The following is a 19934-nucleotide window of genomic DNA, read 5'->3' as shown; positions in this document are numbered from 1 at the left end:
TTATTATTGCTGAAAAGTGCAAATTTAAAATTTTGAGAAAGAATATTTTTTTTCAAATTTTCATTTAAATTAGACTTGTTTTTGTTTATTGTATAAATATAATAAAAATAATCCGTTATTTAGAACTTACATACCGAATTACGAAACTTCAGGAGATGGTTTATATGGTGAACTTAAAAGAGAATGTACAGATAAGACCTTTGAGCGATTCTGCGCTAGTCATACATGTAGGTGAAGGAATCAGTGAGGCAATTCACAACAAAGTTAAAAATATATTGAATTTATTAGAGAGAAATCCATTTGAAGGATTCATCGAGGTTGTGCCTGCCTATAATAATGTGACAGTTTATTACAATCCAATTGAAGTATACTTTTCAAATATAGAAAAAGGAGGCGAAATGCCTTACGAAAAGGTGAAAGCGACAATTCTTTCTTTAATGAAACAATCTCACATAGTTGAAACAACGAAGGAACGTGTAGTAAAAATTCCTGTAGTATATGGTGGTGAAATGGGACCAGATTTGGAATTTGTAGCCTCTTATCATGGTTTAACACCTAATGAAGTCATTAAAATTCACTCTTCTGTAGAATATCTTGTATACATGATAGGTTTTGCTCCAGGTTTTCCGTTTATGGGAGGAATGGACAGACAAATTGCAACACCTCGTAAAGAAACTCCACGGTTATCGATTACTCCGGGATCTGTTGGAATTGCGGGTAATCAAACAGGGATTTACCCATTAGAAACTCCAGGTGGATGGCAAATCATTGGACGGACACCTTCTCGTTTGTTTCTACCTGAACAATCTCCTCCAACCTTATTACAACCAGGTGATCGAATTCAGTTTGTACCAATTTCGTTGGAAGAATATAAAAGTGATTGGGAGATGGAAACATGGGCATAAAGGTATTACAGCCAGGTATGCTGGCAACCATTCAAGACCTAGGAAGATATGGGCTACAAAAGTTTGGTGTTATCGTCGGAGGAGCAATGGATTCAATTTCCTTACGAATTGCGAATTTACTTGTTGGAAATTCGGAAGGAGAAGGCGCTCTTGAGGTTACACTTTATGGAACAACCCTTTTATTTGAAACGGATGAACTAATCGCAATTACAGGTGGCAATTTACAACCTACAATAGACGGAAAAGAAGCACCAATGTGGCGACCACTTTTAATTCAAAAAGGATCGGTTTTAAAATTTAATACTGCGATTAGTGGTTGTCGCGCCTACGTATCGTTTAGCAGCGGAATTCAAGTGCCCAAAGTGATGAGCAGTAAAAGTACTTACATACGCGCTGGAATTGGAGGATTTCAAGGAAGAAAATTGCTGAAGAATGATGTCTTTGAATTAGATAGACGATCAGAGTTAGGAGAGGATCTTTTTAAACAATTAAATAAAGAACCAACTCACCTTTCTTGGTCAGCTGATTACACATCCTTTGTTACATTTAAAAAAACACAAACAATCCGCTTCATAAGAGGCTCTGAATATCATCATTTCGACGAGGAAAGTTTAAAAACATTCCTTTCAACGCCTTACGCCATCACAACACACTCAGATCGAATGGGCTATCGATTAGAAGGAGAGGCAATACAATTAAAAGAGCCATTTGAATTATTATCCGAAGGGGTTACATTTGGAACGATTCAAGTGCCCTCCAATGGGAAACCTATTATTTTAATGGCAGATCGTCAAACAACTGGTGGTTATCCTAAAATAGCTCAAGTGATTTCTGCAGATTTACCATCATTAGCACAAATGCAAGCAAATGGTCGAGTCTATTTTAAAGAGGTCACTCTAGAAGAAGCTCAATTGGCATTAATTCAGCAAGAAAGAAAACTAAAAGAATTAGCATTTGGGCTCCGTTTAAAAAGGGGATAGCAACTTTAAGTAGAGGCTATCAATCATCCTAAATTCGATTATTTAAATAGTAGTATTTTTTAAAAATTAGCAATTCCAGCACAAAATGGGTAATCTCAAAAGACTTTTGAGACTACCCATTTTTTAAAGCTGTACATACCCCAATTGTTTTGAAATCTCTGCGGTAGCCTTCTTAAGTTTATCGACGAAGATTTCAACATTTTCCCCTCGATAATTGCTTTCTAGTCCCGCAATACTCATTGCTGCAACGACGTCTCCTTTATGATCGTAAATCGGTGCTGCAACAGCAGATGTATAATCTTCTAATTCTGAATGACTGATTGTATAACCAAGTTCTCTAGCCTGCATAATCGTTTCAAAAAGCCTTTCCTTTTCAGTAATCGTCCCCATTGCAAATGATTTAAGTTCTACCGATTCGAGATATTCCTTGATGTCTGCATCCGGTAAAAAGGATAATACAGCACGAGGGCATGCCCCTGCATAAAGAGGACTTTTTCTACCAATTGCAGTGTAGAGTCGAACTTTTTGCTTCGTATCTATTTTCTCGATATAAACAGCATCGTCACCATCACGAACGATTAAATTAATCGCTTCTTTTACATCATTATGTAACTTGTTCATAATTGGTTCTGCAATTTTTCGCACATCTAGGCGCGTTGATACTAAATGTCCAAATTTAAGGAAGAGAATACCTAATCTATATTTTGCATCAGTTCCCTTTTCTAAAAATTCCATTTCCTCGAAAGATTTCAACATGCGGAAAGCAGAGGTTTTAGGGATTCCTGATAACTCAATTACTTCTTGAAATGACAGTTCAGTATGATCGATAAATAAATTTAAAATATCCATTGAACGGATAACCGTTTTATTATTATTTGTCAATTTAAGTTTTCTCCCCCTTCTATACTAGATTTAATCTAATCATAATTTTTCTTTTCTTCTATAATAATTATACCTAACATCTTACTATTTTTATATACCCTGGCTCTTCACCAAAACGTGTGATTGTTTTCCGTTCCGGCTGGGCGCTTTTATCGCTGACGCTTCGCTTTCGCGCAGAGCAGAGCTTCCTGGGGGCGTCCGATGAGCCGCTTCGCTGCAGGGTCTCGGGCCAACAGATTTTTTTTGCGCGAAAGCGTAGTGCTAACGTAGCGGCAGCAAAAGGGGTTCATTCTGTGCGAAAGCGTAGTGCAACGTAGCGACAGCAAAAGGGGTTTATCTGCGCGAAAGCGAAGCGGCAGCAGCAACAGCACCGATGTTGGTCACGAAGGCGTTATCACAGGATGTGATGCTTTTAGCCTTCGTTCCTCTATCGCTAATCCCCAAGGAGTCGCCCAGCCTCCACTCCAATCAACTTATATACAAGGTATACGTTTAACAAATGTCATCCACAACTGTGATAGCCTATACCCTGTAAATCAGGTTAGTAAAGGAATAAAAAACAGGAGCAAAGAATGGTTGCTTTCCTTCCATGCTCTTTACCCCTGCTTGTTATTGTTATTGTTATTTTGAATCCCTCATGCGGATTTTCTTTTTTGTCCTACACTCTGACGTTTTTCCTTTAATAAAATCACTCCAATCAAACCACCGATGGAGAAGATAACTGGCGTGATGAAACCATAGTAATATCCATCAAATTGATTTCCTGAAGTTGATTGAAAATGATCTAATATATATCCAAAAATGATAGGTAGCAATACAGCACTTAGAAAGCCACCCGTATTCGCAATCCCTGAAACAATTCCTGATTCTTCAAGTTTAAAAGATTGACGTACAGCTGCAAAGGTTAATGCACTTGCCCCATATCCAAAGCCTATGATAAAGAAAATAATAATTAGAAAGAAAAAGGAAGGATAACCATTACATAAAAGGAAAGAAAACCACCCTAATAAAACAATGATATGAACGACAATATACGGTTTTTTTATTGTTTCTAACCGACTTGAAATCCAACTAGCTAGTGGTGCTCCAATAAGTGCACCGATAAGACCGATCATAATCAGCTGGCTGGCATCTGAACGAGTCATTTCATACATATTCATCCCATATGGTACAGCCCACGAACTGATAAACCCTACATAACCGCCGACTACCCCAAAATGACAGAAGAATAGAGCCCATGCTTGCGGGTTTGAAAATATTCTTCGTAGTAAAACTGATGTTTTTTCACGTTGCACTTTTACTGTATCAACTACTTGCACATCCCCAAATATTTGTTTCGTTTTTTTTACAAGTACAAAATAAAGGAGAATGCCACATAAACATAAGAGTAGTCCTACTGAGAAAAATGTTACCCTCCAACCAAATAAAAGTATCCACGTGGAGTAAGGTACTGTCGCCAATAAGAAACCAAGACTTCCCGTCATGCCCGCTAGGCCAATTAATCGAACAAATTCCTTTGTATGAAACCATTGAGCCAAAATTAGCACCATGTTAACCCATATGGTCGCATCCCCTACCCCAGTTAGTATTCTGGCAAAAAACAGGACAAATTCATGTGTACCCATACTATAAACAATTGTCCCTAAACCTGTAAGAGTAGCTCCAATAATTAGAAAAAAATTTGGCCCATATCGATCCGCTAAAATCCCCATCGGAATTTGCAAACTCGTGTAGACAAAAAATTGTATACTCGTCAATAACCCAATCGTTGATGCTGTTACATTAAAATCTCGCATCAATTGGTCTGTAATCAGTCCTGGGGCGGTACGCTGACTCGCCATTAACAAATAAGTAAATAATACAGAAACAAATACAACCCATCTATATCTGCTATTTTGTTTGTCCAATATTTCTACTCCTATTAGTTTTTACTATATATATATATGAATTATAGGTAACGTTAAAAACCTGTTTTTTAAAGTAGCTTAATGATTTGAATTTAGTTGAAAATGCTTTTTAATCTATTGGTTGGATGAGGCGTTGCAAAATGTCTATATATCGAAGCAACAATATATTCAGACAAATGAATTGACACAACAAATTATTAAAATATTAGTAGTTATGATAATAAAACTGAAAAGTAGCCCGATTGTATAGCATTTGTTTGATAAATGAAAAATAAGAAATAGAGGGGCGGTCCATTCAGTAAAATCTGAATTGCTTGTACACAATAAAAAAGGTCGAAACCGTGAAAAAGATAGTTATGGAAACAACCCTTATCCAACTTATCCACCAAGAGGCTAATTTTAATATCTATTTACCACTATATTAATAGGTAGAAATTTAAAAATAGAAAAGAAGGAGAAAGCTTGGTAGATTACGTTCCCTACCAATTTTCACCTTCTTTTCATTTCAAATAACATTATTTCTCTTATTCTATTTAACTGCTAACGCCGAAGTTGAATCTGCTGCTAATTCTACTTGTAGATCCGTATATGGTAATCCATGTGCATCAGCTACCGCTTTATATACTATTTTTCCATTTACTACGTTTATCCCCTTCGCTAAAACAGGATTATCTAAAGAAGCTTGGCGATAGCCTTTATTAGCAATTTGCAAACCGTATGGAACAGTTACATTTGACAAGCCCATTGTTGAAGTCCGCGCGCAAGCACCTGGCATATTCGCAACTGCGTAATGAACAACACCGTATACTTCATAAGTAGGATGACTATGAGTAGTAATTCGATCAATTGTTTCAATAGAACCCCCTTGATCTACCGCTACATCCACTACAACAGACCCCTTTTCCATCGTTTGAATCATCTCTTTTGAAACTAATTGTGGTGCACGTGAGCCTGGAATTAGCACAGCACCAATTAACAAATCTGCTGTTTTCACTGCTTCAGCGATATTGTAGGTATTTGATGCAAGTGTACGAACACGTCCTTGGAACATATCATCTATTTGACTTAAGCGTGTAATATTAACGTCTAAAATTGTTACGTTTGCACCTAATCCTACTGCCATTTTCGCAGCATTCGTCCCGACAACTCCAGCACCTATAATCACTACATTTCCAGGTGCAACACCAGGAATACCACCTAAGAGAACTCCTTTTCCTCCTTTGGAATTTTCTAAAAACTGTGCACCAATTTGTACAGACATTCGGCCTGCAACTTCACTCATTGGCGTTAACAATGGTAAGGCACCTGAATCTAATTGAATTGTTTCATAAGCAATTCCAATAACTTTACTTTCAAGCAAAGCTTTCGTTAATTCTGGCTCTGGAGCTAAATGTAAGTATGTGTAGAGAATTAGATTCTCTTTAAAATATTTGTACTCCTCCTGAATCGGCTCCTTCACTTTAATCACCATATCAACATCCCAAGCTTCCTTAGTCGATTTAGTAATTTGAGCGCCTACATCTAAATAATCTTGGTCGGTAAATCCACTACCTATCCCTGCACTCGATTCAATTATTACTTCATGACCACCTTTTTTGTAAGCCACAACACCTGCTGGAGTAATTCCTACTCGATTTTCATTATTTTTTATTTCTTTAGGTACACCAATTATCATTATATTTCCTCCTACCTATTTTTTTATTAGTTTTGGTTTATAACTACAAGTTTCATTTCTGTCATTTCCTCAATTGCATACTTCAGCCCTTCTCTTCCCATTCCACTTTCCTTTACACCACCATATGGTAGATGATCTAAACGGAATGTAGGAATATCATTTATAATGACACCACCTACATGGAGTTTTTGCGTTGCCTGTAAAGCAACATGGATATTATCTGTATAAATACCAGCTTGCAAACCATATTTGGAGTCATTTACTTGATCAAATGCCTCTTGAATAGATGTAAACTTCATAATAGATACGATTGGTGCGAATACCTCCTGACATGAAACCTTCTGCTCCGGTTTTACATTTAATAGTACGGTAGGTTGTAAGATATTCCCTTCAGATTCTCCACCAGTTGCAATAATTGCCCCTTGCCCCTTTGCTTCTTCAATCCAACTTAATGTTCGTTTTACATCTTGTGGACTAATTAAGGCTGAAACATCCGTTGTAGGATCTAGGGGATCACCAAGTTTCAATTCTTTTGTAGCTGCTACAAATTTATCTACAAACAAATCATACATTTTTTCGTGAACATAGATTCGTTGAACTGAAATACATATCTGCCCTTGGAATGCAAATGCACCGGAAACGACACGTGGAATTAATTTATCAATATTAACATTTTCATCGATAATAACAGCCGCATTAGAACCCAATTCAAGCGTTACTTTCTTAAGACCTGCTTGATTGCGTATGCCAATACCAACAGCAGGGCTACCTGTAAAAGAAATCTTTTTCACACGATTATCCGTGACTAATTTGTTACCAATTAAAGAACCTGCACCAGTAACGATGTTTAACGCACCCTTCGGTAATCCTGCCTCTACTAATAATTCACCAATAAAATAGGCAGTTAATGGTGTTTGACTTGCAGGTTTTAATACAACCGTGTTACCTGATGCTATTGCTGGCCCTACTTTATGAGCTACTAGATTCATTGGGAAATTAAAAGGTGTAATAGCTGCCACGATGCCTAATGGTTCACGAACCGTATAGGCAATGCGCCCGTCTCCACCGGGAGCAGCATCCACAGGAATTGTTTCTCCGTGTATTCGCTTTGCTTCTTCAGCAGCAAATTTATACGTTTGAATTGTACGCTGAACTTCAGCTTTGGCGGTTGTAATAGGCTTGGCAGCTTCTAGTGCTATTAGCTCTGCTGCTTCTTCAGCACGTGCTTCTAATAAAGAAGCTAATTTTTCAAGAATAATCGCACGCTTATAAAAAGGCATATTTGCTATCGTTTTACGTGCAGCATCGGCAGCTACTAAAGCCGCTTCTACTTCCTCAACATTTGCCTTCGGTATTTCTGCAATGACCTCGCTACTATATGGAGAGCATAATTCTGTATACTCTGCTGCTTCCACCCAATCCCCATTGATAAATAAATTTTTCCTCATTATAATTACCTCACCTTCCGTATTACAACTTATTTGCCAATATCTGATTCTCTACTTCTTGAATTGCTTTTTCTAGAATATCTAATAAATCTCTTAACTCCTTTTGGCTTATTGATAATGGTGGTGAAAATACAACAATATCTTGAGCATCTAGTACAACAGAGCGACATATTAATCCCAACTTTGCTGCCTCTGTCACTATTTGCGGAGCGAGGAGTCTTCCTTCATAAGAGATTTCTATACCTGCCATTAAACCTAAACCTCTTGCATCTACAATAAATGGATACTTCGCTTGTAATACTTTTAACCCTGCTAATAGCTCTTGACCACGAATTTCTGCATTTGCTACTAAATTATCTTTCTCTATAATTTCAATGTTTTTCAACCCAACAGCACAGGCCATTGGATGACCACTATAAGTGTATCCATGCAATATAGTTCCTTCTGATAACTCAGAAAATTCTTGGTGTATTTTCTCTGAGATCATTACACCACCTAATTGTGCATATCCACTAGTAACACCTTTTGCAAAGCACATCATATCCGGTACCACATTAAAATGTTCCATCGCAAAGAACTTACCCGTCCTACCAAATCCTGTGATAACTTCATCAGTTATCATCAAAATGCCATACTCATTGCAAATTTCACGAATTTCTTTGAAATAATTATCCGGTGCAATATGCACCCCACCTGCACCTTGTACTGGCTCGGTGATGAAAGCAGCAATTGTTTCTGGACCTTCAGTTTCAATCAAATCACGTAAAGCTTGTATGGAGAAATGATCTACGAATAGAAAATCCGGTGCATTAGAATTTGTAAAATCACGAAATCCTTTTAAACCCGTCGCACTTGTAGCACCGATTGCCACCCCATGATAAGATCTCGATCTTGAAATAATTTTTTTTCGAGAAGTTTCCCCTTTTAATATCCAATAATGACGAGCCAATTTATAGGCGCTATCATTGGATTCGGAACCCCCGGACGTAAAAAATGTAGTATTTAAATCACCAGGTGCTAATTCTGCTAACTTTTTTGCTAATAGAATAGCAGGCTCATTACTAAACGTTGCAAAACAAGAACTGAAGGCTAATTTATCCATTTGTTCCTTCGCTACTTCACCAAGTTCTGTTCTACCATGTCCGATATTCACATTCCAAAGCGAAGACATACCATCAATAACTTTTTTACCTGTAATATCATACAGATAAACACCTTTTCCTTCTGTAAAAATAAATGAAGGTCCATTTTCCGTCTTTACTGGTGAAGTAGGGTGTAAAAAATGCTTTTGGTCTAACACTTTAAGTTCTTCAACAGAATAATTTCTTTTCATAAAAATACATCCTCTCTTTTAAATGTTTTTAAACAATACACTCACAATTATTAATCAATTTCGCCTTGGCGTAATTGCGTCCGGATTTTGAATTGTGCTCAGGCCTGCAGATGTTTTTTGCGCGAAAGCGTAGCGACAGCAGCACCGACGCAGGTCAGTTAGCCGTTTTCGCAGGATGCGAAGGTTTTAGGCTAACATCCTTATATTCATTCCTTTGAAAATCCGTGACATCCGCCGGAGGCTTTAGGCCAACACGATGTTGGTCACTCAGTCGTTGCCACAGGACGTGGCGTTCTTAGACTGAGTTCCTCTATTTCAGTAGGTGTTTGGACACCCACTGAAAAGGTACCAAAATCGCATTCATTCTCCACCTATAGAGGTGGGAGTTTTCTGCTGAATAAAGATAAATAGTCATGCGATTCAAAAGACGACATTTATAGAAATTGCAAAGATTGTTGCATTTCTTGTGTCATTTTTAATGCTAGATTTTGTTTTAAATCTAATACCAATTGCATTAAGCCTACCCCCTTTTTTCCATAACATTCCTAATTATTCAGTTACCCAAGCTAGAAGAATTATGAGAGATACTATATTAGTTTGAAATGGATTTTCCCAAAAGTTAACGATGATTAACTCTCGCACCACTTAATAATATAATTTGCCAAAACATTAGTTACTTCTACTACGCTATCTAAATGAACACATTCATCTGGTCCATGCATATTTTCTCCAATTGGCCCAAAGCACAATCCTTGATTTCCATAATACTGAGTAAATCGTGCATCATTTCCTCCAGCTCTTCCAACCATCATTACTTTATGTCCCATAACATCTTCTGCATTTTCCATGAATAATTTTACAAAAGGGTTCTCAGGATCTTGGTACCATGGCTCCGTTGACCATCCAAACCACTCTATTACAGGTGGATTTTTATCCATCCACTCATCTCCTAAGACAGATTTCATAATCGTGTCTTGTACTAGTTGCTTAATTTCTTCGCGAGTTTCCCCTGGTATAAAACCAATTCTTCCTTCGAGGATCGCTTCCCCTGGAACCGTCGATACCCAGTCACCAGCTTTTAGTACACCTAAGTTTAAGTGAACGGACTGTCCAGACCCCTTTTCAAATAAATCAAACTTAACATTTTTAGCACGCCATTCACTTAATTCATCCAGCGCACTAAGGATTTTCATCATTTTTGAAATAGCATTTACGCCTTCATGCGCTAAACCAGCATGCGCTGTTCTTCCCTTTACGTACACTCGGAAATACATAATCCCCCCATGACTTATTGTCATATTCAAATTATGTGGCTCTGTCGAAATGTACCCATCTGTTACGAAGCCTTCCTCCAAACATGCTAAAGCTCCGCCTCCACCACCAGCTTCTTCTTCTATTACTGAATGTAGCTGAACATCTCCTGCAATTGGATAACCTAAATCAATTAATGTTTTCAATGCGAACCAATTTGATATAAGTCCTGCTTTCATATCGGCAGAGCCTCGACCGTATAACTTATTTCCAATAATATCTCCACTCCATGGGTCCATCGTCCAGTTTGAATATGGTTCTGGAGAAACAACATCTACATGCCCATGAATCGTTAATGACTTACCATTGGATACACCTTTATGTATTCCGATAATATTTTTTCGGTCTTTAAACGGAATACCAGAATCAATAAACGCTTCATGAGCTGAAACCTTCTCATATTTTGGTTCAATCTCATGCAAAATCAAGTTAAGTTCTTCATATTTTTTTTTCATGTATAGTTGCATCTCTTGTTCATTACCAACAACGCTTTTTATACGCACGACATCTTGAATTGTTTTAAATAATTCTTCTTTATTTTCTTCTATATACAGTCGAATTTTTTCTTTCAAAGCAATCACTCCTTTATTAACTTCTTGTGTCATTAAAAAGAGGAAGATTATCTAAGAGATTCTCATCCTCTCAATAGTTAATTCAAGACTTTAATCTTATCTTCATTAAAAATCTCTTTATCTAATGACTCCAAGTCATCAATAGAGTCCATGCTTCCAAGTTCTTTTTTAAAGAATCTTGTTATAAACAGCATGTAAATGATTCCGATTATAAGCCAAACGATTCCACCTATAAATGCATCAGCGTGTAAATGATACCAAAGAATTCCAGTAGCTAATGCTCCGAAAGTAGGCATAATTAAGTACTTAAAGGTTTCACTGCCTGATCTCATTTTCTGACGAATATAGAAATGAACAATAACAGATAGGTTAACGAATGTGAATGCAATTAATGCCCCAAAGTTAATGACTGAAGCAATTAATTCTAAATTTGGTCCTATTGCAAATAATGATACGATTCCCGTCAAAACAATCGTAAAAACAGGTGTTCTAAATTTAGGGTGTAAGTATCCGAAAGTTTTTTTAGGAAGTACACCATTTCTGCCCATAACAAACAGTAAACGAGAAGCACTTGCATGAGATGCAAGTCCTGAAGCTACAGTAGCAGCGAAAGCTCCTGCAATGAAAAGTAGTTGGAAAAACCTCCCTCCTACATATAAACCTATTTCCGGCAATGTATCATCTACATTTTCGAACACAGAAACATCCGGGAATAATGCTTGTGTAAAATAAGAAGCAATAAAGAAAATACCCCCACCGATTAAAACAGTTAGAAGGATTGCTCTAGGAACTGTTGATGTATCCTTTGCTTCTTCCGTATACATTGTTATTGCGTCGAAACCGATAAACGAGAAAGCTACTACTGTTGCCCCAGTTAAAACGGCTATTAATTTCACATTTTCATGTGATAGTGGATGAATCGTGAATAAAGTACCATTTCCCATACCGTGATAAAGTTGTACAGAAGCAAGTATTAAGAAGATACTTATTAAACAAATCGTGAAAACAACAAGTATAAAGTTTAAGCCGGATGTTGATTCCATACTATAAGCATTAATTGCAGTAACAACAATGACATAAGCAAAAACCCAAATCCAAACAGGTACATTCGGAAACAGAGATTCCATATATATTCGAATAATTAATGCATTAACTAAAGGTAATAATAAATAATCTAATAACGATGCCCATCCTACGAGGAATCCTAGGTGAGACCCCATTGTTTCCCGGGTGTAAGTATAGGCTGAACCAGCAGCCGGGAATACATGTACCATCTTTCCATAACTAATCGCTGTCAATACCATTACTAACAAGGCGACAAAATACGCCATTGGTACTACACCATTTGTTAATTTTGATACAATTCCAAACGTATCAAAGACCACTGTAGGCGTCATATATCCTAATCCCAGTGCAACAATTGACCAAACACCTAATGATCTTTTGAGCGTAGTGTTATCTGTCATTCATCCATCCCCTTACATATTTTTAGCTGCTTCATTAAACTGCAACGAATCAATCTCATCTGTTTTGAGCACTGGTGGTTTATGCTTAAGACCTTTTGTCATAAATAATAAATAAATAACACCAATTCCTAACCAAGTACTACCAAGAGCAATCGAATAAACATCTAGGTTGAAAAGCAAACAAGTTGTAAGTACCGCTCCGATCAATGGAAAAATCAGATAGAAGATAATCCCCTTTAAGGAGCGTTCTTTTCGCTTACCGTAATATAAAAAAACAACGGATAGATTCACAGCAGTAAATGCAAGTAGGGCACCAAAGTTAATGAAAGACGCGACAAAGGTTAGACTTAAAAACAATGCAGATAATGATAAAAGACCAATTAATAAAATGTTGTTAACCGGGGTTCTCGTTCTTTTATTTAGTTTTCCAAAAAATTTTTTAGGTAATTGTCCATCTCTTCCCATTGCGTATAATACACGTGCAGCACTTGCTTGAGATGCGGACGCGGAACCAAATACGACCACTGCAGTTTTTGCTAGGAATGCTGCTTGTAAGGCATTCCCGCCTACTAGGAAAACAATTTCATAGGAAGCAGAATCAGAATCTTTAAAACTTGTATAATCTGGCCAAACATTATGTGCAAAATAAGATACGACTACAAAACATAATCCACCAATTATTGTTACTAAAGATATTGCACGCGGTATGTTTTTCTCCGGATTTTTTACTTCTTCTGAAAAAGTAGAAACTGCATCAAAACCGAGGAAAGAGAAACATAATAGTGCAGCACCAGCAACTATATACTTAAATGACTCCTCGGTATTAATAAAGGGATCAAGGTTAAATAAAATGCCAGTCCCGGTTCCAGTTACTATTGATTTAACTGATAAGATGCAAAAGGCAAGTATAAATAATACTGATAAGCCTATTACAATCATGTTGATATTTGCGCTTAACTTTACACCTTTAACATTTACAAACGTCACAAGAACTATTAATGTAAATATCCAAACAGACTGTGGAACTTCAGGTATAGCAGCTGAGAAGAAAATACCAAATAGTAAAAAGTTAACCATTGGGATCAAGAGATAATCCATTAAAATTGCCCATCCCACTAAGAAACCAACATGAGAATTAATAGCTTTTTGCGCATAGGTATAGGCAGATCCCGCAATGGGGTACGCTTTTGCCATTTGACCATAACTATGAGCCGTAAACATCATCACAATTAATGCAATTACATACGATCCAGCGACCATACCATGAGATATTTTAGAGGCTATACCGTATGTGCTAAACACTGTAGTTAAAGCCATAAAGGCCATCCCAGTAACAACAACAGACGTTAAAGAAAGCGATCTAGACAAATTAACTGGATGTTTTATTTTTGTTCACTCCTCGAATAGTAATAAAAAAATCTTCCCGGTAAAATGATTAATTAACTAAAATAGTAGGATAGTAGACTGATTCACTATCAATTTCGCCTTGGCGTAATTGTAGCTGTCGCTTTGCTTTCGCTACAGAAAACATTTGCCGCTGACGCTTTGCTTTCGCGCAGATAAACAATGCGTCCGGATTTTGAATTGTGCCCGCACAATTCATTCCTTTCAAATTCCGTGACATCCGCCGGAGGCTTTGGGCCAACAAATGTTTTTTGCGCGAAAGCGTAGTGCTAACGTAGCGTCAGCAGCATGATGTTGGTCACTCAGTTGTTGCCACAGGACGTGGCGTTCTTAGACTGAGTTCCTCTATTTCAGTAGGTGTTTGGACACCCACTGAAAAGGAACCAAAACCGCATTCATCTCACCACCTGTAGAGGTGGGAGTTTTCTGCTGAATGAAGATATACAACTTCACCATCCATAATTGTTAACAAAACTTTCGTTTGCAGAATTTCTTTATTTTCTACTTCAAAGAGGTTTTTATCTAGTACAATAATATCTGCTAATTTTCCAACTTCTAATGTACCCAAATCTTTTTCTCTGAATGTGCTGTATGCTGAACCTTTTGTATACGCTTTCAAAGCTTCTGCGAGTGTTATCTGCTCTTGACTATTCCACTCATAATCACCAGTAAAGTCTAATCTCGTAATCGCATGGAAAATTTCTTTAAAAGGATCTAATGTTGTTATTGGGTAGTCTGTACCAAAAGCAATATTCTCGACTGCGTCGTATAACGTTTTACATAAATACGTATAAGGGTCTTTTTCTTTACCGACACGCAATGTATGACTTTCTTTTGGCATCAATGCTAGATGAGAAGGCTGTACAGATGGAACAACCCCCAATTCTTTAAATCTCTTAATATCTGTCGGATGAATCACTTCAATATGCTCTAGCGCATGTCGTGAATCTCTCACACCATTATTCATCCTTGCTTCTTCAAATATGTCTAGAGCAAGCCTAACTGCGCCATCACCAATTGTATGAAAGCGAATTTGAAATCCTTCTTTGTCCGCTTTTGTCACCCAGTTTTTGATCGTTTCTACAGGAAAAGCAGTACTCCCTCGTGTTATAGGTTTGTCTAAGTAAGGATCTAACATGTATGCGGTATGTCCAGTTACAACGCCATCAATAAACTGCTTAAGTCCTGCAAGCTGTAATTTTTCAGAATTGTACTTTTCACGCAAGCTTATCGCTCTATCTATATCATCATTTAACTCAGGGTAAAGATGAATTCGAGTTGTAAGTTTTCCAGCTTCATCATATGCCTTATACATATCGAAACTATTTAACTTATCAAAACTACTTGCAAACAAATCATTTACTGATGTAATGCCTAATTGAGCTGATTTTTTTAAGAACTCTTCAAACAATTCTTCTTTCCGTTTATCCGGAAATGCGAGAGCAATATCCACAACTAAATTCATTGCTGTTTCAAGAAGAATTCCTGTGATTTCATTATTTTCATCTTTTTGAATCGTACCATTAGGAGGGTCTTCAGTTTCATTTGTAACCCTAGCATTTTCAAGTGCTAAACTATTAACCCACGCATAATGACCTTCTGCGTGGAAAAGAATAATCGGGCGATTAGGAACTACTTTGTCTAAAGAAAAACGTGTCGGCAAGCATTTCTCTGCCCAATTTGTATGATCCCATCCATAGCCTATAATCCACTCATCAGCATGCACGTTTTCCGAGAATTGCTTTACTAAACTAGCAACTTCTTCTTCCGAATGAGCATCCGATAAATTGATACTTGCATGCGAGAAAAGACTACCAAACATGAGATGAAGGTGCGCATCATGAAATCCTGGCATAATGAGTTGGTTGCCATAATGATATTCCTTCGTGTTTAAACCTATAAATGGTTTTATTTCCTCCATCGAACCTACCGCAATGATTTTGTTACCTTTAATCGCAATAGCAGCTGGCTTTGCTTCATTTTCTAAACCTGTAAATACTGCTTCACTCGAAATAACTTTATCAGCGATAACCATATATAACTCCTCTCTTTATCTAAGATTTACTTCTAATGGAACTCTTATAACAATCACTTGAAAGCGCTTACATAACTAAAGAAGTTAAATAATCTCAATAAACAATGGGCATCCACTGTTCGCCTATTAAAATAGGCGAACATAACGGACAAAGGACTCATACTAATTTAAGCTTGTAAACTGGATTTTTCCATTCCAAAAGTGTTGCATATTCTAATGACTCAATATCCCCTGGTAAATAGCCTGGCATTACTTTATTTAATACGTATCCGTTTTTCAATTGGAATGTTAATACAGGATCATATATTTTCCCTTTCATTACCTCTAGTACATACTCATCTGCACTCATCTGCTCAGCATATTTATAGTAAAAAGGTATACGACCACCTACTAAGATATTTTCTAAGTTAAGTTTCTCACATATTCTTTTTCGGCCATCGTACAAATGACGTCCCAATTGTAACCCTCTAAAATCTTCATGTACTCCAATTTCAATACCATATAGGTTTCTACCATTAGGGTTATGATTTCGAATAAATCCTAAATCACAGATTTGAAAATATGAGTGACTATCTCCATAATCTTCAAAATTTACTATTAGACTTAAAGCGGTTCCTACAATTTTACCGTTATATTCTAGACAAATTTGACCTTCTGGAAACAACTCAATCTGACTTTCAAAATGCTCATATTTTAATGCCATATCAGGTCCAAAACACTTCATAGAAAGTGCGGCAACTTCAGCAAGATCCTCTTTTAAAATATTGCGGACAACTATTTCTTGTCCATTATTTTTTAAATTTACATTAGGCATAATAAATTCACCCTCTTATTTTATTGGAATTAAATTAAAGTTTATTGTAGACTGTCTCCCATACACTCTTTAGAAATTATGTATGAGAGACATGGAGAATATTGATAAGTCTACTACAATATATTTAGTTACCTAGATCAGTAACAATTTTTATCATTTTAAATAAATCGATACAAACTTCTTCTCCAAGTACTCCTCAAGTCCGTACCAACCACCTTCCTTCCCCATTCCGCTTTCCTTCATACCACCAAACGGAGCTTGTACAACCACTGGAGCTGGATCATTAATACCAACAATTCCGAACTCTAAAGCACGCATCATTCGTAAGCCTCGACCAATGTCTCGCGTATAACAATAAGCTGCAAGACCATATTCAGGATGGTTTGCTCTTTCTACTACCTCTTCTTCCGTCTTAAATGTATAAATTGGTGCAACTGGTCCAAATGTTTCTTCTGTTGTAATCTTCATATTATCGCTTGCATATTGAATAACTGTCGGCTCAAAGAAGTAACCGCTTCCATTATTTAATGTAATTACTTTACCTCCCGCAATTACTTTACCATCATGTTTCACAGCGTCTTCTACTTGACTTTTCACTTTTTCAAGAGCCACTTTATTAATTACTGGACCGACATTTACGCCATCTTCTAATCCATTTCCTACAACTAATTTAGATACCTTTTCAGCTAACTTTCCTGAGAATTCATCAGCTATAGTTTCTGCTACGTAAATCCGGTTGGTGCTGATGCAAGTTTGACCTGAGTTAATAAACTTAGACACTAAGATACCATTAACTGCTGCGTCAATATCAGCATCTTCAAACACAATATACGGTGCGTGTCCACCAAGCTCCATTGATATTTTCTTCACTGTATCAGACGAATCACGGATAAGTTTTTTCCCCACACGCGTCGAGCCAGTAAATGTAATTTTACGAACGTCTGGGTTACTCGTCATTTCGTTTCCAATTTCTTCAGCTGGGCCAATTATCAGGTTTGCAACTCCGGCAGGTAGTCCAACTTCATGAAAGCATTCGAATACTTTTATCGCCGAAAGAGGAGTTAGGTCAGCCGGTTTTAAAACAATCGTACAACCTGCAGCAAGTGCAGGTGCAATTTTTCTTGTAATCATCGATAACGGGAAATTCCATGGTGTAATAGCTGCACATACCCCAACAGGTTCGCGAATTACCATTAAGTGTTTATCAGCTGCAGATGCAGGAATTGTTTCCCCATAAATTCTCTTAGCTTCCTCTGCATACCATTCTAGATAGCCGATCGCACCTGCTACTTCACGAGTAGCATCTGGTAAAGGCTTACCATTTTCAAGTGTAATTGTTTCAGCTAATTCTTTTGTTTTTTCTTTCATCAATTGAACCACTTGAAACATGTAGTTGCTGCGCTCATTTCCAGTTGTCTTACCCCAGAATTCAAATGCTCTCTTCGCACTTTCGATTGCTTCTTTAGTTTCAGTTTTACCACCTGTAGCAACAGTTCTAATTATTTCTCCTGTCGCAGGATTTGTTACATCTAATTTATTTCCTGTATCTCGCCATTCACCATTTATATAAAGCACTAGAGAACCTCCCCTTTTTTAACTATAACCCCACTACTCAACTTACTTTATAGGAATAGTTTAGTTGCGTGTATTTTTAAAAGCAGTAATCGAATCGTCTATAATTTGAATCATTTTTTCAATTTCTTCTTTATTAATAATAAGCGGTGGTGCAATTGCCACAATTTGGTTATACGCTCCAAGCGCTCTTAATATTAATTGGCGATTGAAACATGCGTCAACTACCGCATTTGCTGGGAAAACCGTTGGATCAAACAATTTTCCACTTGTTGGATCTTCATAAAGTTCAAATGCAGCCAACAGTCCAATTACTCTGCAATTTGTTACAATACTATGTTTTTCAGCTAAGTAATCTAATCCTTTTTTAAGTTCTTTCTCCATCTCGTTTACATGGTCAATAATATTATCACGCTCTAGTATTTCAATGTTTTTCAGTCCAATCGCACAAGCAGTCGGATGGCCACTATATGTGAAACCATGTGGGATTACAGCATCGAAGTTAGTAATTGTTTCTCTAATTTCATCATTCATCATGACACCGCCAAGTTGCGAATAACCACTCGTAATTCCTTTTGCAATTGACATCATATCAGGGACAACATTCCAGTTTTCTATACCAAACATTTTCCCCGTACGACCAAATCCACAAATAACTTCATCTGCCATGAAAAGGATATTGTGCTCGTCACAGATTTTACGAACTGCTTCTAAGTAACCTTCTGGTGGAATATTAACTCCGCCCGCACCTTGCACAGGTTCAATAATAATTCCAGCAATCGTCTCCGCACCTTCTCTTTCAATTGTTCCACGGATAGAATCTGCATAGTTCGGGTCACTTTTATCGCCTAACTCACTGTTTAATAGGTGGGCTGTTGCACGAACAACTCCGTCTATATTTGATGATGCGAACTTGTGGTATGCTGCAAGACCAGTAGCTGTTTGCGCTCCTATTGTTACACCGTGATAAGCATTCGTTAGCGCAATAATCTTTCTTTTTTCTGATTTCCCTTTAAGCTCCCAGTAGAAACGAGCTAATTTAATTGCTGTATCATTTGATTCTGACCCACCAGAAGTGTAGAATACACTGTTTAAATCTCCTGGTGCTAACTCAGCTAATTTTTTAGCAAGTAGAATGGATGGTTCATTTGAGAATCCTTTAAATGATGATGCATACGCGAGGGTAGATAATTGACTATTACCAGCATCTGCAAGTTCTTGATTCCCATGTCCTAAGTTCACGTTCCAAAGCATTGACATCCCGTCGATGTATTCCACATCATCTGTACTTGTAACTGTAACGCCTTTACCTTTAACAAAGATAATAGGTGGTCCATTGTCAATTAAAGCCTTCGGATTTGTAGCTGGATGTAGGAAGTGCTTTTTGTCCAGTTTAGCTAACTCTACAGTTTTTGATTGTTGAGTAATTTTAGTTGTCATTGATAAAACCTCCATTTATAAATTAATAATTTGTGATTGGAAAGACACACTCTGGTATCAACTAACTTCAAACTGAAATACAACTTAAAACCATTTTTTAACTATTCTTAATTATGAAAATATTATATCTTTACATTTTTATAATGTAAATTATAATATTTATATGACTTCCATATATTTTATGAATACT

At 37.0% G+C, this 19934-nt stretch carries 15 protein-coding genes; 2 read left to right on the top strand and 13 right to left on the bottom strand.

Annotated elements, in window-relative coordinates:
• Positions 1-164 precede the first annotated feature (164 nt).
• Together pxpB and JNUCC51_RS21430 are read left to right on the top strand one after the other, a co-directional pair.
• Entirely contained in the window at positions 165-905 is a 741-nt protein-coding gene (gene pxpB, locus JNUCC51_RS21435) for a 5-oxoprolinase subunit PxpB (protein ID WP_337989673.1), read from the top strand.
• Positions 896-1885: a 5-oxoprolinase subunit C family protein gene (locus JNUCC51_RS21430; protein ID WP_337989672.1), complete on the top strand. Its 990-nt coding sequence runs from the start codon at positions 896-898 to the stop codon at positions 1883-1885. Before pxpB ends, JNUCC51_RS21430 begins: the two co-directional genes overlap by 10 nt.
• Before the next feature lie 123 nt (positions 1886-2008).
• Here JNUCC51_RS21430 and JNUCC51_RS21425 read toward each other — a convergent pair whose 3' ends face one another.
• The 13 genes from JNUCC51_RS21425 to JNUCC51_RS21365 all read right to left on the bottom strand — a co-directional run bounded on the left by JNUCC51_RS21425 (position 2009) and on the right by JNUCC51_RS21365 (position 19744).
• A complete protein-coding gene (locus tag JNUCC51_RS21425; RefSeq protein ID WP_337989671.1) occupies positions 2009-2767 on the bottom strand; it encodes an IclR family transcriptional regulator in 759 nt (252 codons plus the stop codon).
• Between the two features lie 635 nt (positions 2768-3402).
• Complete coding sequence (locus tag JNUCC51_RS21420; RefSeq protein WP_337989670.1) at positions 3403-4674, bottom strand: MFS transporter; 1272 nt, start codon at positions 4672-4674, stop codon at positions 3403-3405.
• Between the two features lie 529 nt (positions 4675-5203).
• Complete coding sequence (ald, locus tag JNUCC51_RS21415; protein ID WP_337989669.1) at positions 5204-6349, bottom strand: alanine dehydrogenase; 1146 nt, start codon at positions 6347-6349, stop codon at positions 5204-5206.
• Positions 6350-6375: 26 nt separating this feature from the next.
• Positions 6376-7797: an aldehyde dehydrogenase family protein gene (locus JNUCC51_RS21410; RefSeq protein ID WP_443136963.1), complete on the bottom strand. Its 1422-nt coding sequence runs from the start codon at positions 7795-7797 to the stop codon at positions 6376-6378.
• A gap of 22 nt (positions 7798-7819) precedes the next feature.
• The gene (locus JNUCC51_RS21405; protein WP_337989668.1) at positions 7820-9130 is read right to left on the bottom strand and encodes an aminotransferase family protein; all 1311 of its coding nucleotides are present in this window, start codon (positions 9128-9130) and stop codon (positions 7820-7822) included.
• 629 nt (positions 9131-9759) lie between these two features.
• Positions 9760-11013, bottom strand: coding sequence for an ArgE/DapE family deacylase (locus JNUCC51_RS21400; protein ID WP_337989667.1), 1254 nt, complete (start codon positions 11011-11013; stop codon positions 9760-9762).
• A gap of 77 nt (positions 11014-11090) precedes the next feature.
• Entirely contained in the window at positions 11091-12479 is a 1389-nt protein-coding gene (locus tag JNUCC51_RS21395; RefSeq protein WP_337989666.1) for an APC family permease, read from the bottom strand.
• Between the two features lie 12 nt (positions 12480-12491).
• Positions 12492-13796, bottom strand: a complete 1305-nt coding sequence (locus JNUCC51_RS21390; protein WP_337989665.1) for an APC family permease — start codon at positions 13794-13796, stop codon at positions 12492-12494.
• A gap of 118 nt (positions 13797-13914) precedes the next feature.
• Positions 13915-14091, bottom strand: coding sequence for a hypothetical protein (locus JNUCC51_RS21385; protein WP_337989664.1), 177 nt, complete (start codon positions 14089-14091; stop codon positions 13915-13917).
• A gap of 192 nt (positions 14092-14283) precedes the next feature.
• Positions 14284-15918 (bottom strand): amidohydrolase, encoded by a 1635-nt coding sequence (locus tag JNUCC51_RS21380; RefSeq protein ID WP_337989663.1) that lies wholly within the window; start codon positions 15916-15918, stop codon positions 14284-14286.
• A gap of 157 nt (positions 15919-16075) precedes the next feature.
• On the bottom strand, positions 16076-16732 hold the full coding sequence (locus JNUCC51_RS21375) for a GNAT family N-acetyltransferase (RefSeq protein WP_337989662.1): 657 nt from the start codon (positions 16730-16732) through the stop codon (positions 16076-16078).
• Between the two features lie 153 nt (positions 16733-16885).
• Positions 16886-18307, bottom strand: a complete 1422-nt coding sequence (locus JNUCC51_RS21370; RefSeq protein WP_337989661.1) for an NAD-dependent succinate-semialdehyde dehydrogenase — start codon at positions 18305-18307, stop codon at positions 16886-16888.
• 60 nt (positions 18308-18367) lie between these two features.
• On the bottom strand, positions 18368-19744 hold the full coding sequence (locus JNUCC51_RS21365; RefSeq protein WP_337989660.1) for an aminotransferase family protein: 1377 nt from the start codon (positions 19742-19744) through the stop codon (positions 18368-18370).
• Positions 19745-19934: the final 190 nt, after the last annotated feature.

Source organism: Lysinibacillus sp. JNUCC 51, assembly GCF_015999525.1.
GTDB lineage: Bacteria > Bacillota > Bacilli > Bacillales_A > Planococcaceae > Lysinibacillus > Lysinibacillus xylanilyticus.
The sequence above is the reverse complement of the archived record's forward strand: the minus strand, read 5'-3'. Positions and strand labels throughout refer to the sequence as shown.

Bases quoted from the DNA above. Each gene is read 5' to 3' on its own strand.
- pxpB (WP_337989673.1), top strand. From the start codon at position 165: ATGGTGAACTTAAAAGAGAATGTACAGATAAGACCTTTGAGCGATTCT.
- JNUCC51_RS21430 (WP_337989672.1), top strand. From the start codon at position 896: ATGGGCATAAAGGTATTACAGCCAGGTATGCTGGCAACCATTCAAGAC.
- ald (WP_337989669.1), bottom strand. From the start codon at position 6,349: ATGATAATTGGTGTACCTAAAGAAATAAAAAATAATGAAAATCGAGTA.
- JNUCC51_RS21410 (WP_443136963.1), bottom strand. From the start codon at position 7,797: ATGAGGAAAAATTTATTTATCAATGGGGATTGGGTGGAAGCAGCAGAG.
- JNUCC51_RS21405 (WP_337989668.1), bottom strand. From the start codon at position 9,130: ATGAAAAGAAATTATTCTGTTGAAGAACTTAAAGTGTTAGACCAAAAG.
- JNUCC51_RS21395 (WP_337989666.1), bottom strand. From the start codon at position 12,479: ATGACAGATAACACTACGCTCAAAAGATCATTAGGTGTTTGGTCAATT.
- JNUCC51_RS21390 (WP_337989665.1), bottom strand. From the start codon at position 13,796: ATGGCTTTAACTACAGTGTTTAGCACATACGGTATAGCCTCTAAAATA.
- JNUCC51_RS21380 (WP_337989663.1), bottom strand. From the start codon at position 15,918: ATGGTTATCGCTGATAAAGTTATTTCGAGTGAAGCAGTATTTACAGGT.
- JNUCC51_RS21375 (WP_337989662.1), bottom strand. From the start codon at position 16,732: ATGCCTAATGTAAATTTAAAAAATAATGGACAAGAAATAGTTGTCCGC.
- JNUCC51_RS21365 (WP_337989660.1), bottom strand. From the start codon at position 19,744: ATGACAACTAAAATTACTCAACAATCAAAAACTGTAGAGTTAGCTAAA.